Origin of the sequence: Occultella glacieicola (assembly GCF_004353825.1) — a bacterium.
Lineage (GTDB): Bacteria > Actinomycetota > Actinomycetes > Actinomycetales > Beutenbergiaceae > Occultella > Occultella glacieicola.
In genome coordinates, this window is sequence record NZ_SMNA01000005.1 from 90,525 (window position 1) to 104,991 (window position 14,467).

General features: G+C 72.1%; 15 protein-coding genes and 1 tRNA gene. 8 read left to right on the top strand and 8 right to left on the bottom strand.

Going from position 1 to position 14,467, the window contains the following annotated elements; translation table 11 throughout:
- The first annotated feature begins 255 nt into the window (after window positions 1-255).
- The 5 genes from EXU48_RS10795 (at window position 256) to EXU48_RS10815 (ending at window position 4,771) form a co-directional block, all read left to right on the top strand.
- Entirely contained in the window at window positions 256-1,215 is a 960-nt protein-coding gene (locus tag EXU48_RS10795; protein WP_133107671.1) for an ABC transporter ATP-binding protein, read from the top strand.
- Complete coding sequence (locus EXU48_RS10800) at window positions 1,212-2,063, top strand: ABC transporter permease (RefSeq protein ID WP_133107672.1); 852 nt, start codon at window positions 1,212-1,214, stop codon at window positions 2,061-2,063. Before EXU48_RS10795 ends, EXU48_RS10800 begins: the two co-directional genes overlap by 4 nt.
- 65 nt (window positions 2,064-2,128) lie before the next feature.
- The gene (locus EXU48_RS10805) at window positions 2,129-3,502 is read left to right on the top strand and encodes a sensor histidine kinase (RefSeq protein ID WP_133107673.1); all 1,374 of its coding nucleotides are present in this window, start codon (window positions 2,129-2,131) and stop codon (window positions 3,500-3,502) included.
- Window positions 3,499-4,188, top strand: coding sequence for a response regulator (locus EXU48_RS10810; protein WP_133107674.1), 690 nt, complete (start codon window positions 3,499-3,501; stop codon window positions 4,186-4,188). Before EXU48_RS10805 ends, EXU48_RS10810 begins: the two co-directional genes overlap by 4 nt.
- A 34-nt stretch (window positions 4,189-4,222) precedes the next feature.
- Window positions 4,223-4,771, top strand: a complete 549-nt coding sequence (locus EXU48_RS10815; protein WP_133107675.1) for a GNAT family N-acetyltransferase — start codon at window positions 4,223-4,225, stop codon at window positions 4,769-4,771.
- Here EXU48_RS10815 and EXU48_RS10820 read toward each other — a convergent pair.
- Window positions 4,753-5,637, bottom strand: coding sequence for a hypothetical protein (locus EXU48_RS10820; RefSeq protein WP_133107676.1), 885 nt, complete (start codon window positions 5,635-5,637; stop codon window positions 4,753-4,755). The genes EXU48_RS10815 and EXU48_RS10820 overlap by 19 nt on opposite strands.
- A 141-nt stretch (window positions 5,638-5,778) precedes the next feature.
- Between EXU48_RS10820 and EXU48_RS10825 the strand changes: the two genes are divergently transcribed.
- On the top strand, window positions 5,779-7,299 hold the full coding sequence (locus EXU48_RS10825; RefSeq protein ID WP_133107677.1) for a serine/threonine-protein kinase: 1,521 nt from the start codon (window positions 5,779-5,781) through the stop codon (window positions 7,297-7,299).
- Window positions 7,300-7,318: 19 nt separating this feature from the next.
- Here the strand turns inward: EXU48_RS10825 and EXU48_RS10830 are convergent.
- The 5 genes from EXU48_RS10830 to EXU48_RS10850 form a co-directional block, all read right to left on the bottom strand.
- A tRNA-Leu gene (locus EXU48_RS10830) sits at window positions 7,319-7,392 on the bottom strand.
- 84 nt (window positions 7,393-7,476) lie between these two features.
- A complete protein-coding gene (locus tag EXU48_RS10835) occupies window positions 7,477-8,865 on the bottom strand; it encodes an NAD(P)/FAD-dependent oxidoreductase (RefSeq protein ID WP_133107678.1) in 1,389 nt (462 codons plus the stop codon).
- A gap of 9 nt (window positions 8,866-8,874) precedes the next feature.
- Entirely contained in the window at window positions 8,875-9,771 is an 897-nt protein-coding gene (locus EXU48_RS10840; protein ID WP_328591640.1) for a uracil-DNA glycosylase, read from the bottom strand.
- Window positions 9,772-9,787: 16 nt separating this feature from the next.
- Window positions 9,788-10,273 (bottom strand): aminoacyl-tRNA deacylase, encoded by a 486-nt coding sequence (locus tag EXU48_RS10845; RefSeq protein ID WP_133107679.1) that lies wholly within the window; start codon window positions 10,271-10,273, stop codon window positions 9,788-9,790.
- Window positions 10,270-11,130, bottom strand: coding sequence for a nucleotidyltransferase domain-containing protein (locus EXU48_RS10850; protein ID WP_133107680.1), 861 nt, complete (start codon window positions 11,128-11,130; stop codon window positions 10,270-10,272). Before EXU48_RS10850 ends, EXU48_RS10845 begins: the two co-directional genes overlap by 4 nt.
- Window positions 11,131-11,197: 67 nt before the next feature.
- Between EXU48_RS10850 and EXU48_RS10855 the strand changes: the two genes are divergently transcribed.
- On the top strand, window positions 11,198-11,803 hold the full coding sequence (locus EXU48_RS10855; protein ID WP_133107681.1) for a class I SAM-dependent methyltransferase: 606 nt from the start codon (window positions 11,198-11,200) through the stop codon (window positions 11,801-11,803).
- Window positions 11,804-11,914: 111 nt separating this feature from the next.
- On the opposite strand, the gene EXU48_RS10860 is transcribed toward EXU48_RS10855, so the two are convergent.
- Window positions 11,915-12,277, bottom strand: coding sequence for a MerR family transcriptional regulator (locus tag EXU48_RS10860; protein ID WP_235856970.1), 363 nt, complete (start codon window positions 12,275-12,277; stop codon window positions 11,915-11,917).
- Window positions 12,278-12,358: 81 nt separating this feature from the next.
- On the opposite strand from EXU48_RS10860, the gene EXU48_RS10865 reads away from it, so the two are divergent.
- Window positions 12,359-13,450 (top strand): alkene reductase, encoded by a 1,092-nt coding sequence (locus tag EXU48_RS10865; protein WP_133107682.1) that lies wholly within the window; start codon window positions 12,359-12,361, stop codon window positions 13,448-13,450.
- Here the strand turns inward: EXU48_RS10865 and EXU48_RS10870 are convergent.
- Window positions 13,443-14,432, bottom strand: coding sequence for a DMT family transporter (locus tag EXU48_RS10870; protein WP_165962765.1), 990 nt, complete (start codon window positions 14,430-14,432; stop codon window positions 13,443-13,445). The genes EXU48_RS10865 and EXU48_RS10870 overlap by 8 nt on opposite strands.
- Window positions 14,433-14,467 lie beyond the last annotated feature (35 nt).

Sequence of the window (14,467 nt, forward strand, 5' to 3'; positions counted from 1 at the left end):
TGCGTGGGCCGTCATCTCCCATCCTAGGGGCACACCACCGGCGGGACGGCGGGAGATCCGAAGATGGTTCCACGCTGTAGAACGCGCACAACCGCAGCGGTGTTCCCGGTCTCCACCGATCGGATGAGAGCCTCACCCGAGGGGCCGAGGCCGGAGGCCGACAAGATCCGTCTGGCGCAGGTGGGCAGGGCACCGGCGAGGTCCTAGCGTTGGTGCCAGCACCACACACGTCGACCTGGAAGCGAGGCTGGCCCGATGATCGAGGCCCACGGCCTGACCAAGAAGTACGGCGACAAGACCGCCGTCAATGACATCTCCTTCACCGTCAATCCCGGCCGGGTGACCGGGTTCCTGGGACCCAACGGTGCCGGGAAGTCCACGACCATGCGGATGATCGTCGGCCTGGACCGGCCCACGCACGGTTCCGTGACCGTCAACGGCAAGCCCTACGTCCAGCACAAGGCCCCGTTGCGCGAGGTCGGGGCGCTGCTCGAGGCGAAGGCCGTGCACTCCGGCCGCAGCGCCACGAACCACCTGCGGGGACTCGCCGCGACCCACGGCATCTCCAAGGCCCGGGTCCAGGAGGTCATCGACATGACCGGCCTGGCCGCGGTGGCCGGCAAGCGCGTGGGCGGCTTCTCCCTCGGGATGGGCCAGCGTCTCGGGATCGCCGCGGCGATGCTCGGCGACCCGCGCACCCTGATCCTCGACGAGCCGGTCAACGGTCTCGACCCCGAGGGCGTGAAGTGGGTCCGCACGATGGTGCGCTACCTCGCCGACGAGGGTCGGACCGTGTTCCTCTCCTCGCACCTGATGAGCGAGATGGCGATCACCGCCGACGAGCTCATCGTGATCGGGCGCGGGCGCATCATCACCGCCGGGGCCGTGCAGGACGTGATCGACGCCGTGACCAAGTCGAGCGTGCGGGTCCGCTCCCCCCAGGCCGAGGATCTCGTGTCCCGGCTGCAGGGCGCGGACGTCACCGTCACCTCCGTCGAACCGTCCCTGCTCGAGGTGCACGGACTGAGCGCCCAGCAGATCGGTGAGGCGGCCGCCGCCGGTGGGTTCGTCCTGCACGAGCTGACCCCGCTGCGCGCCTCCCTCGAGGAGGCCTACATGACCCTGACCGCAGACGACGTGGAGTACCACTCCCACGGCGCCGGCGAGGAGACCGCTCCCGCCGTCGTCGCCGAGACCGAAGGGGCGAACCGATGACCGCCGCCACCGCCACCGTCGTGCCCGCGACCCCCACGGCCGCGAACGGCCACCACCTGACCTTCGGGCGCATCCTGCGCTCGGAGTGGATCAAGTTCATCAGCCTGCGCTCGACCGTCTGGGTGGCGATCGTGACCGTCGCGGTCATGGTCGGCTTCAGCCTGCTGATGGGCTTCGGCATGACTCAGATCGTCCAGAACCCTGAGGCCATGGGAGGGGAGGCCAGCCTCGGAGGCACGGGCACCGTCATCGGCACCAGCGTGGCCGCGACCGGCTACTACTTCGGTCAGATCGTCGTGGCCGTTCTCGGCGTGCTGATCATCACCGGTGAGTACTCCACCGGGCAGATCAAGTCCACGCTCACGGCGGTGCCCACCCGGCTGCCGGTGATGGCCGCCAAGGGCGCCATCGTCGCGCTCACCTCCTTCGTGCTCGGCGCCGTCGGAGTGGCGATCTCGGTCCTGGTCACCACGCCGATGCTCTCCACCTACGACCTCCAGGTGGACCTGAGCGACTCCGCCAGCCTGCAGAGTCTGCTCGGCGTACCTCTGTACATGACCGCGATCGCCCTGTTCGCCTTCGGGATCGGCACGCTGCTGCGGCACGCTGCGGCCGGCATCGCGGCCGTCCTCGGGATGCTCCTGCTGCTGCCCATTCTCGGCACGATCCAGGTCCAGTGGATCCAGGACATCTCCCCGTACCTGTTGGGTGCGGCCGGCGAGCGGATCATCACCGGCGAGCAGGTCGGCGCGGTGCTGACCCCCTGGGAGGGCTTCGGAGTGCTCATGATCTGGGTGGTCGCCGCATTGGTGGCCGCCGCGGTGCTGCTGCGTAGGAGGGACGCCTGAGCACCGAGCGAGGGAAGGCGCCGGCGGGAGCGATCCCGCCGGCGCCTTCGGTTACGCCCGCGACCGTGGACGCTCCGTTCACCGAGCTGCATGCCCGCCGGCTCGGGCCGCTCCGGCGCTTCTTCGTGACCCACCCGGTTGCCATGGACTGGCTCCTGGTGGCCTGGTTCGTGATCCCGGGCCTGGTCACAGGGGCCTTCGTGGCCCAGTGGGCGTTGTACGGGGCGCTGGTCCTGGTGGGCGGCGCGACGCTGCTGTGGCGCCGGAGCCGGCCGCTGCTCTGCGTGGCGATCCTGACGGCGCTGAGCACGCTGAGCGTCGGCCTGACCGGTGGCACCGGCGGGTTCGAACTCGCGCTCGCGTTCGGGTGCTATGCGGTGGCCACCCTGCGCCCGCCGCGGGTCGCGTGGCTCACCCTGATCTGCGTCAACGTGGCGACCTCCTCCGCACTGCTGCTCTGGAGCCGGCCCGAGGACCCCATGGAGATCGAGCCGGTCTCCGAGTTCCAGTTCGCCATCGTGAGCATGGTGCTGGTGGCCGGCTTCACCCTGGTCGGCCTCGCGATCGGTGCGAGCGTGCGGAGCCGGCGCGATCACCTGCAGCGGCTGCTCGACCGGGCCAACCAGCTCGCGCTCGAGCGCGACCAGCGGGAACTGCTCGCCGCCGCCGCCGAGCGCACCCGGATCGCCCGGGAGATGCACGACGTCGTCGCGCACAGCCTGTCCGTCATGATCGCGCTCGCCGACGGCGCCGGCGCCAGCCTGAACAAGGCACCGGAGCGCAGCGCCGAGGCGCTGCGGGAGCTGTCCGGCACCGGCCGGGCCGCCCTGGCGGACATGCGCCGCATCCTCGGCGTGCTCCGTGAGGACCCGATGGAACGGACCCCGGCCGAGCCATCGGATCCGTCCGGGAGGCCGGGAGCATCGGCCCCGGGTGCCGATCAGGCCGACCGAACCGCTCAGGCCGACCGAACCGCTCAGGCCGGTCAGGCCGGTCAGGCCGGTTCCGACCGCGACTCCGGTGCGCTGCCGATGGCCCCACAACCGGGCGCCCCCGCGCTGAGCGACCTGGTGGCGAGGTTCCGCGCCACCGGGCTGCCGGTGCACCTGACGTTCACCGGCCCGGCCCTCCCCGACGACGCCGGGCTGCAGCTGACCGTGTACCGGATCGTCCAGGAGGGCCTGACCAACGTGCTCCGGCACGCCCCGGGCGCCTCCTACATCTCGGCCACGATCGCGCGACGCGACAACGCGGTCACGGTCAGCGTGCGCAATGATGCCGGAAGCGGCCAGGCGGGACCGGCCGGCAGCGGCAAGGGGTTGGTCGGGATGCGCGAGCGTGCCGCCGTCTACGACGGGACCGTGGAAGCGGGCCCCGACGCGGGCGGCTGGCGGCTACGCGCCGTGCTGCACTTCGAGCGGAAGGACGAGGAGTCATGACGGGGATCTCGGTGCTGCTGGTCGACGACCAGTCGCTGCTGCGGATGGGGTTCCGCCTCGTCCTCGAGGCGGAGGACGACATCACGGTCGTCGGGGAGGCATCCGACGGCGCAGCCGGGGTCGGTATGACCCGCTCGCTCCGCCCGGACGTGGTGCTCATGGACGTCCGGATGCCGGGCGTGAACGGCATCGAGGCGACCACGACCATCGTCGCCGAGCACCCGGACACGAAAGTGATCATCCTCACCACGTTCGACCTCGACGAGTACGCGTTCGCGGGACTGCGCGCCGGTGCGAGTGGGTTCCTGCTCAAGGACACCGAGCCGGCCGAGCTCGTCGCCGCGATCCGAACCGTGGCCTCCGGGGACGCCGTGGTCTCCCCCCGGATCACGCGGCGAATGCTCGAGATGTTCGCCACCCAGATGCCGGAGGGGTCCGCCTCCGACTCCCCCACGGCCGCCGCCGGCGCCGCCGCCGGGCCCCTCTCGGAGCTCACCCATCGCGAACACGAGGTGCTCCTGGCCATCGCCGAGGGCCTGTCCAACGGGGAGATCGCCGAACGACTGTTCGTGTCGGAGGCGACAGTCAAGACTCATGTAGGTAAAGTGCTGGCGAAACTGGGGCTGCGCGATCGCGTCCAGGCAGTTGTCTACGCCTACGAGACCGGCTTGATCCGTCCCGCCTGATCAGAAACCGAGTGGCAGTTGCGGAAGGACATCGATGAGTGAGGAGTCCCGGCGGGGACCGGTGGGTGTGCGCGAGGCCGGTCCTGAGGACTCCGAGTTCCTTGTGGACATGCTCCTCGAGGCGTTCAACTGGAGCGGCGAGGAGCGGTTCACCCGCAAGCAGATCCTGAAGGACAAGTCGACCTCGCTGTATGTGGCCGGCTGGCAGCGGGCCGGGGACATCGGCGTGATCGCCGTCGACCTGGCCGGCCCAAGTGGCCTGCAGATACCGATCGGCGCCGCGTGGCTGCGTCAGTTCCCGGCCCGGAACCCCGGTTACGGCTTCGTCGCCGAGGACGTGCCGGAGTTGTCGATGGCGGTCGTGCCGCACCAGCGCGGCCGCGGCATCGGCACCGGTCTGGTCCGTTCCTTGATGAACCGGGCGCGGGACCAGGGCATCCGCAGGATCAGCCTGAGCGTCGAGGACGGCAACCCGGCGATGCGGCTGTACTCCTCGCTCGGCTTCGTCGAGGTCGGACGCAACCAGAACGCCGCGACGATGGTGGTCTCGCTCGACTCCCCCGCTCAGGCCGTCGGGAAGTAGACCACCCGCGGGTCCTCGCCCAGGACCACGTCGAACCTGCCGATCACCTGGTTCGAGTCGCCCACGATGTACACGACGTGGGTATCACCGGCCCGCTCCTGCGGCAGTTCGAGCACGTAGTGACGGCCCGCGGCCGCGGCCACCGAGGCGAACACGGCCAGTTCGGTGTCGCTCGCGTTGACGCCTCCGCTGAACTGCTCGAGCGCCTCCCATTCCTCGTTCAGGGCCAGCCTCAGGAACCGGTCCACGGCCCCGGTCGGTGACCCCAGCCCGGCACCGGAGTCCCTGACCACGTCGGTGCCGTCACGCTCGACGGCCCACACCGCCGTCAGCCCGTCCGCGCCCCAGCCGACCAGGAACTCGACCTCGGCCTCACGGGTGGCCCCGCCGCGTTGGGTGATGGTGGTGACCAGGTCGACGGTGGCGACCGGCCGGTCGTGCTCCGTGCCGACGACCGTGGCGTCGGTGACCTCGATGCGCACGCCGGTCGGCGTTCGCGGCGACTGCTCGGCGAGGTGGGCCAGTTCCGCGCCGGTCGCGGCCGCGAAGGCCTCCACCTGGCCGCCGAGGGAGAGTGCCTCGTCCAGTTCCGCGACGGCGACGGTGCCGGTGGCGTCCGCCGAGATGATGGTGGTCGCGTCGGGATCCCCGATCAGGAATGCGCCGTACAACTCCGTCAGCAGGGTCTGCAGGTCGGCGGCCGCGCCGTCCGGGTCGACGGCCGGGCTGGGCGCGGGGCCGAGCGTGACGGCCGGCGAGTTCGCGCAGCCGCTCAGTGTCGCGAGTGCGGCGAGCACCGCGGCGGCCAGGATCATGGGGACCGCGCGGCGCCCGCGGTGCGCGCCGATCCGCGTGGGGCGGCCCACAGTGCGGGAGTGCGACCTGCCCCTGCGACCCATCGGCGCTCTCCCCCATATGATCGGACGCGTCGCCGGCGGACGCGCGAGGCCAATGTAGTCCGTCCGTCGGCCGGTTCGAGACGACAGACAAGTTCCCGGGGGAGGTACATGACCGAGCAGCGGACTCCACCACCTCCCGAGATCCCCGGCTACGTGTACAAGTATCCGATCGGGCACGGCGGTTTCTCCGACGTCTACCTGTACGAGCAGCTCATGCCACGCCGGGACGTGGCGATCAAGGTGCTCCGAACCGACGCACTCACCGACGGCAGCCGACGCCAGTTCAGCGCCGAGGCCAATCTCATGGCCCGGCTGTCCAACCACACCAACATCGCCTCGATCTACTCCTCGGACGTGGACGGCGACGGCCAGCCGTACCTGGTGATGGAGTACTGCTCGGGTGGCAGCCTCGGGGAGCACTACCGGAACTTCCCGCTGTCGGTGAAGGACGTGCTGACGCTCGGGGTACGCCTGAGCGGCGCCCTCGAGGCGGCGCACCGCGCCGGGATCGTCCATCGCGACATCAAACCGGCGAACATCCTGCTGACCGAGTACGGCGTGCCGGTGCTCTCGGACTTCGGGATCTCCACGATCGACGAGGACTTCCCCGGCGCCACCGTCGCGCGGGCCCAGGTGTACGCCACGGTCGGCGGACCCTCCGTCGAGGCGTCGGACTCCATCGGGCTGAGCCTGCCCTGGGCAGCCCCCGAGACCCTCGCCGAGCCGCCCACGTCGGACACCCGCTCGGACCGGTACGCGCTCGCCGCCACGTTGTACTCGCTGTTGGAGGGCCGGTCCCCGCACGAGGTGCCGGGTGGCCCGAACGGAGCCTCGCACCTGACCGGGCGCATCACGACCGGTTTCGTGGCGCAGATGCAACGTCCCGACGTGCCCGGCTCACTGCGTGCGCTGCTGCGCCGCGGTCTGTCCTACGACCCGGACGCGCGCTTCGACAGTTCGATCGAGATGGGTCGGGCGTTGCAGGACGTGCAGCGCGAACTCGGCCACGAGGTCACCCCGCTCGAGGTGCCGAAGGGAGCGACCCCGGCACCGGAGCCCCCGGACCCCGGTGAGACCCGGGTGCGGCCGCGAGCCAGGCACGAGGTGGTGCGGATGCCGGTGCCCGAGGGCCACCTGACGCTCGCGCCCGGCGAGGAAGTGCCGCCGCCCGGCCAGGCTCCGACCGGTCCCGGACCGCTCCCCACCCCACCGCGGCGCGAGTCCACACCGCCGCACCCGGCCGGCCGGGTGCCGTCGGCGGATCCGGTCGCACCGGTGGTGCCGCCGCCCCCGGCGGCCCCGTACGGCTACGGCGCACCGGGAGCCACGCCACCGGCCCAGCGCCCGCTCTACCAGCAACGGCCCGCACCCGGCCCACGGGGTTCGTTCGGGCAGTCCTCGGGCGAGTACCGCGGCGGGTTCGTCGGCGCCCCGTCCCGCGGGCGGGGCCGGATCGTGCTGGTCATCCTCGGCATCGTGCTGCTCGCCGCCGCGATCGCCCTCGCATCCTGGTGGCTGAACCGGCCCGACGGCCAGGGCGGCTCCGACGGCGGCTCCCTCGACCACGTGATCGTCGCCCAGGAGGCCGGTCCCGGGCCCGCCGGAAGGGACGTCATCACCCGGGCGTGAGCCGCGGGGCCGCGCTGGGTGCCCCCACAGGGACTCGAACCCTGACTGTGCCGATTTTAAGTCGGCTGCCTCTGCCGATTGGGCTATGGGGGCCGACGGCTCACGCGAGTCTATCCGCGCGCCCGCGCGGTCCCCGGGGCCCGTCGGACGCGCGCTACCGGCCCTGCCGAAGCCCCGCTACTTGCCCGCCGGGGCCCGCTTCGCGGCACTCGCGGCCGCGGCCTCGAAGGCCTCCCGTGGGGTCTGTAGGCTGCCGAGGGCGACCATCTCGCGGTTGAACACCAGCGCCGCCGTCCAGTCCAGGACGATGCGGGCCTTGCGGTTCAGGGTCGGCATCGCCCACATGTGGTACGTGCGGTGCATGAACCAGGCCACCGGCCCCCGGAACTTGATCCCGAAGATCTGCGCGACGCCCTTGTACAGGCCGAGCGAGGCGACCGTGCCGATGTTCTTGTGCGAGTACTCCTCGAGCGGCACGCCGGTGAGGTGACGCACGATGTTGTCGCCGAGGTGGCGGGACTGCCGGACGGCGTGCTGCGCGGTGGGAGCGCAGAACGTGCCGGGTTCACCGGTCGAGAGGTCCGGCACGGCCGCGTTGTCGCCCGCGGTCCAGGCGCCCTCGACCACGGTCCCGTCGGGGTTCGCAACCTGGAGCGTGGGCAGGGCCCGGACCCGCCCGGTCTCGTCGAGCGGGAGGTCGGAGCCGGTCAGGACCGGGTTCGCCTTCACCCCGGCGGTCCAGACGAGTGTGTCCGAGTCGAACTCGTCCCCGTCGGAGCACACGATGTGGTGGTCGACGGCGGAGTTCAGGAACGTGGCGAGCTTGATCTCGATGCCGCGCTTGCGCAGCTGCTCGAGCGCGTACCCGCCCAGTTCCTCGCCCAGCTCGGGCAGGATCCGGTGCGCGCCCTCGATGAGCACGAACCGCACGTCCTTCATCCGGATCGAGTCGAAGTCCTTGACGGCCTGGCGCACCATGTCCTCGACCTCGGCGATCGCCTCGATCCCGGCGAACCCGCCACCGACGAAGGTGAACGTGAGCATCCGCCTGCGGGCCTCGGGGTCCCAGGTGGAGGCGGCGACGTCGAGCTTGTTCAGGACCCGGTTGCGCAGTGAGATGGCCTCCTCGATCTGCTTGAAGCCGATCCCGTTCTCGGCCAGGCCGGGGATCGGCAGCACCCGGGCGACCGCCCCGAGCGCGACCACGACGTGGTCGTAGGAGACCTCGTAGGGTTCGCCCTCGGTGGGGTTGATGGTGGCGCGCCGGTTCGCGTGGTCGATGGCCGCCACGGAACCGGAGAGCAGCGTGCTGCCCCGGAGCAGACGTCGGTGCGGTGCGACCACGTGGCGTGGCTCGAGCGAGCCCGCCGCGGCCTCCGGCAGGAACGGCTGATAGGTCATGTACGGCCGCGGGTCCACCATCACGATGGCGGCCTCGCGCCGGCCGAGCCGTTTGCGGATCTGCATCGCCGTGTACAGGCCCACGTAGCCGCCGCCCAGGATCAGGATCCTGGGAACCTTGCGGGTCCGGCCGGACGCGGACGTGAACGCGGGCATCGTGGTCATGCGATCACCTTAGAGCGGATGTCCCTCGCCGGCAGTGTGTGATTGCGCACGGGTGGCGCCGTCCCGACAGCGTGCCAGTACGTCGTCGAGCATGGCCTCGGTGAGCCGTCCGGTGAAGGTGTTCTGCTGGGAGACGTGGTAGCTGCCGACCACGGCGAGCTCGCGTCCGGTGACCGGGGTGGTCACCGCAACGGTGACCCCGTGCCCGAACGCCGGTCGCGGTCTGGGGATCCCCCAGCCGAGCCGCGCCAGCGCCGCGAACGTGGCCTGCCAGGCGATCCCGCCGAGGGCGAGGATCGAGGTGAGACCGTCGGCGAGAAGGTCGAGCTCGCGGTGCAGCCACGGCGCGCAGGCGTGCTTCTCCTCGGGGATCGGCTTGTTGTCCGGCGGTGCGCAGCGCACGGTCGCGACCATGCGTGCCCCGTGCAGCTCGAGCCCGTCCCCGGCGGCGACCGACGTGCCCTGGGTCGCGTAGCCCGCCCGGTGCAGGGCGGCGAAGATCCAGTCGCCGGACCGGTCGCCGGTGAACATCCGCCCGGTGCGGTTCGCCCCGTGCGCGGCCGGTGCCAACCCGACGATCAGTAGGGTCGGGTCCGGGTCACCGAAGCTCGCGGCCGGGCGACCCCAGTAGGGCTGGTCGGCGAACGCCCGGCGCTTCGTGCGGGCCACGTCCTCACGCCAGGACACCAGCCGGGGGCACGCGGAGCAGACGCTGCTGCGGGCATCGACCTGGGCGAGGGTGGCCTGCTCGGCGAGCCGCGCGACCTCGGCGGGCGTGCCGGCCCGCGGGGTCCGCACCGTGGCCGGATCACCCGGCCAGCCGGACCCGGGCGGGACCGGGGATACGAACGGCTCACCGGTGAGCGGGTGGGGCAGGGCGTCGCCCGCCCGCCCGGTGGTGCTCACCGCTGTCTCGCCCAGCTCACGGTTCTCCGCCCTCCGGCTCCGTCACGTCCGCGACCTCGGCGGACAGCACGCGGATGGCGTCGTCGCCGGCCACGGTCGCGGCGACTCCGAACGCCCCGCCGCCGATGGAGACCCGACGCCCGGCGACCCGCAGGTCGGCGATCACCGGCCACGCGGTGCTCGCACCGAACGGGGTGATCGTGCCGCGCTCGTACCCGGTGACCTCGAGGGCCTTCGAAGCGTCCGGCATCGAGAGCCGGTTCACGCCGAGCAGGGTGCGCAGCTTCGGCCACGAGATCGTGCGGTCACCGGGCACGAGCACGAACAGGTAGTCGCCCGAGCCCCGCCGCACCACCATGGTCTTGACGATGTCGCCCGGTCGGACGCCGCGAGCCTCGGCCGCCTCGGCGAGCGAGCCGACCCTGCCGTGGCTGGTCACCGTGAACGGGATGCCGGCGGCCTCGAGTGCCTCGATCGCCGGTGTGCGCGGGGTGTCCGTCATCGGCTCACTGTATCCGCGTCCCCCGTCGCGGCCGGGCCGACGGCGTCCCGCACCTGCGCGAGGAGCACCTCGGCCCGGTCGATGGCTGCCGCCAGACCACGCGGGCCGACCTCGCCGAACAGGTGGTGGGCGCGGGTCGCGAAGTCCGGCGGTGCCCCGGGCAGCCGGCCCGCCGCCTCGATCGCGCCCTTCTCGTTGACGAGCCATCGTCCGGCGTGGGCGTGCAGCGCGTGGGCGCACAGGCCGAGCGCCCGGAACAGACAGCCGGCCACGTAGGTGGCGTCACCGCGCGAGGCACCCTTGCGGGCGCCGCCGAGGATGAAGCCGGCCTCCCACAACCCGGCGACGACGGCGCGGGTCAGGGCGGGCGGGTAGCGCCGGTACCGCTCGCGCAGCTCGGTCAGGACCCCGGTGGGGTCGGCGAGCACCCGGCCGAGCGCCACCTCACCCGGGTACGCGAGTTCCGGCACGCCGAGCGGGTGCCCGGCCTGGACGTGGAATGCGTGCCGCCCGGCCACGGCGCCGGCCCAGCAGTCCTCGACCCGGTCCAGGTCGCGGTAGATCCAGTCGACGGCGACGCCGTCGAGATCGAGCCAGCCTCCGCCGTCGACCCATGGACCCCAGCCACCGTGCTCGGTGACGTCGATCTCCCGGCCCGAGAGCCTGCCGGCCAGGTCGCGCAGCGACGCGATGTCGACCCGTGCCCGGCTCCCGCGGTAGTACAGGCCGAGGTCCACGTCGGAGTCGGCGCGATGCTCACCGCGGGCCCGGCTGCCGCCGAGGAGGACACCGATCACCCCGGGCACCGCGACCAGTTCGGTGGCGATCGTGCGCAGTCGCGGGTCGTCGAGAGCCATGGTCCTCATTGTCCGCACGGCGTCGACCCCGGCGCAGCCGGGCGCACCCGTCGACGTAGCATGAGGCGTGCGCACGCCGAGCAAATGGGAACAGAAGGTCCAGCAGAACCCCGATCACTCGCACTGGTACGTGCAGCGGTTCCGCGCCATGGCCGCCCAGGGGGCCGATCTCGCCGGTGAGGCCCGGCTGATCGACGCCATGGCGAGCCGTGGTTCGAGGATCCTCGACGCCGGCTGCGGCCCGGGGCGGGTGGGGGCGTTCCTGGCCGACGCCGGTCACACGGTCGTCGGCGTGGACGTGGACCCGGTGCTCATCGAGGCCGCCGAGGCCGACCACCCGGGGCCGACCTGGCTGGTCGGCGACCTCGCCGAGCTCGACCTCCCGACGGCGGGGGTCACCGAGGGCTTCGACGTGATCGTCTGCGCCGGGAACGTCATGACCTTCCTCGCCCCGGGCACGGAGGTCGAGGTCCTGCGCCGGTTCCGTGGACACCTGAACGACGGCGGACGCGCCGTGGTCGGGTTCGGCGCCGGGCGCGGGTACGACTTCGAGACGTTCCGCACCGACGTCTCGACCGCCGGCCTGGCCGCCGACTCCCTGTTCTCCACCTGGGATCTGCGTCCCTTCACCACGGACTCGGACTTCATCGTCGCGGTCCTGGCCCGCCGCTGACCCTCGCCACCCGCCCCCACCCGGGCCCGGCACCCAGCCGAACGCGCTGTTTCCGCTGGTTGCCAACCGGTTGAAACGTTGTCACCGCGCGTTCGGCGGCCTCGCGGGGGGTCACTTGCCGGAGGCGGCCTCGATGACCTCGTCGAGAACCGCCCGGGACGACGCGAGCTGCGCGATCCTGGCTTCGATCCGGGCCCGCTCACCGAGCAGTGTCTCCACCAGGCTCGGCGTCGCGACGGCCGCCGGGCCGCCGTCGCTGTCCCGCATGCACGGCAGCACGTCCGCGATCGTGCGGCTGGACAGACCGGCCGCGAACAGCTCCTGGATGTGGATCACCCGATCGACCGCGCTCTCGGCGAACTCGCGGTGCCCGCCGGACGTGCGGTGAGCGTCGAGCAGGCCCTGCTCCTCGTAGTAGCGCAGCGACCGCTCGCTCACGGCGGTCCGACGCGCCAATTCTCCGATCCGCATCATGTCCCCGATCTCCTGAACCTGACGGCGCCGAGGCCTCGAGCACTTGAATCTGACATCAATGTGAGGTCCTACGGTTCCGGCATGTCGAACGACCTGCTCCTACGACCCTATTCCCGCGGCCGGCTGCAGCTGCCGAACCGGCTCGTGATGGCACCGATGACCCGCTACCGCGCCGCCGAGGACGGCACCCCACTGCCGATCGTCGCCGACTACTACGCCCAGCGCGCGTCGGCTGGCCTGATCGTCAGCGAGGGGATCTACCCCGAGCGGCGCGGCCAGAGCGGGTGGCGGGTGCCGGGGCTGACGGACGCCGAGCATGTGGCCGGCTGGCGCCGGGTCACGGACGCGGTCCATGCCCACGGCGGACGGATCTGGGCCCAGCTCATGCACGGCGGCCGCAACGGGCATCCGCTCGCCGGCCTGGCCGGTGACCTGCCGCTCGCACCCAGTGCGGTGCCCGCCGCTGCGTCGGTGCACCTGCCGGACGGCACCAGGGCGGCCCCGGTGATGCCCCGGGTGATGACCGAGGCCGACATCGCGAGCACCGTTGCCGCGTACGCCCGCTCCGCCCGGCTCGCGATCGACGCCGGCTTCGACGGGGTCGAGTTGCACGGCGCCAACAACTACCTGATCCACCAGTTCCTCGCCGACAACACGAACCTGCGCACCGACGGATACGGCGGCCGACCACGGGAGCGGGCGCGGTTCGCGCTCGAGGTGACCTCCGCCGTCGCCCATGAGATCGGCGCGCACCGCACCGCCATCCGACTCTCCCCGGGCAACCCGCAGTTCGGGATCGTCGAGGCGGACCCGGGGCCCGTCTACCGGCCCCTCGTGGACCGGCTCGACCGCCTCGGCCTTGCCTACCTGCATCTGACCGAGGCCGATGACTACCCGGCGCTGGCGGACCTGCGTCCGCGCTGGCACGGCACCCTGATCGCGAACGTCGGCGAGAACCGCGACCAGACCACCCGGGACGCAGGCGAACAGGTGCTGCGGGCCGGTCTCGCGGACCTGGTCTCCTATGGCCGCGCGTTCCTGGCGAACCCGGACCTGCCGGCCCGGTTCGCGCTCCGGGCACCCCTGAACCCGATCGAGCAGGCGCACCTGTACACCCCGGGTGCCCGCGGATACCTGGACTACCCGGCCCTGGTCACGGAGGGGCTCAGCTAGTGCCGGCACGCGCCGCGGCGCTCGGGACCGGGCGCCGGCGCGCCGAGAACAGGGCGACCGCCACCCCGGCCACCACGAGCAGCGCGGCGACGGCGCTGGCCGGGGTCATCGCGCCGCCCGGGGCGAACGCGTTGAGGATCTCCGCGGCGATCACCTGGCCCGCGATGGTGAGCAGGGCGAGGGTCAGCACGCCGTGGACGTGGACCAGGATGGCGGCCAGGAAGATGAAGAGCAGACCGATCAGCCCGGCGAGGTACATCCACCACTGCGTCGGCCAGGCGTGGAAGCTCTCGCCGGGGGCGATCAGGGTGGCGCACAGGAACACGAGCACCACGGTGGTGGCGAGGGTGACATTGAGTGCGGTGGACGGGACCGGCCCGGCGATCTGCGCGACCCGGCCGTTGACCGCCTGCTGGAACGCATTTCCCGCCCCACCCAGGAACGGCAGCAGCACGAGGACGACGATCTCCCACGTCGGACCGCCGTCCGTGGCGATGCCGCCGACCGATGCGACGAACACGGCGGCGATCGCGGCCGAGGCGGCGACCACCCGGGCCGCGCTGAGCGGCTGGGGTCCACCGGGTGCCAACGAGGTTCGGTCCACGACCAGCGACGCCGTGGTCTGACCCGCCACGGCGGCGACCGCGAACAGGGCGACCCCGATCACGCTCACCGCCAGGGCCTGACTGAGCACGAAGACACCGCCGACGCAGCCCCCGACGAACGTCCACCACGGGTACGCACCGGACCGGATCGAACGCACGAGCGTGGCCACGCCACGCCGGGCCGCCGGGACCAGGAGGGCGATGACCATGATGGTGAACAGCCCACCGAGCATGGACACCGTCGCGGCCATCCCCGCGGCCCGCAGCCCGGTGCCCAGCTCAGCTCGGAAGGTGCCCGTGATCTGTGCCTGCACGGACGTCAGCCCACCGGCGACGACCATGACCGGCACGCTCGCGACGCGCACCCAGCGGGGCATGGAGGCGAAGTCGACCCCGGGCGGACGCCCGCGAC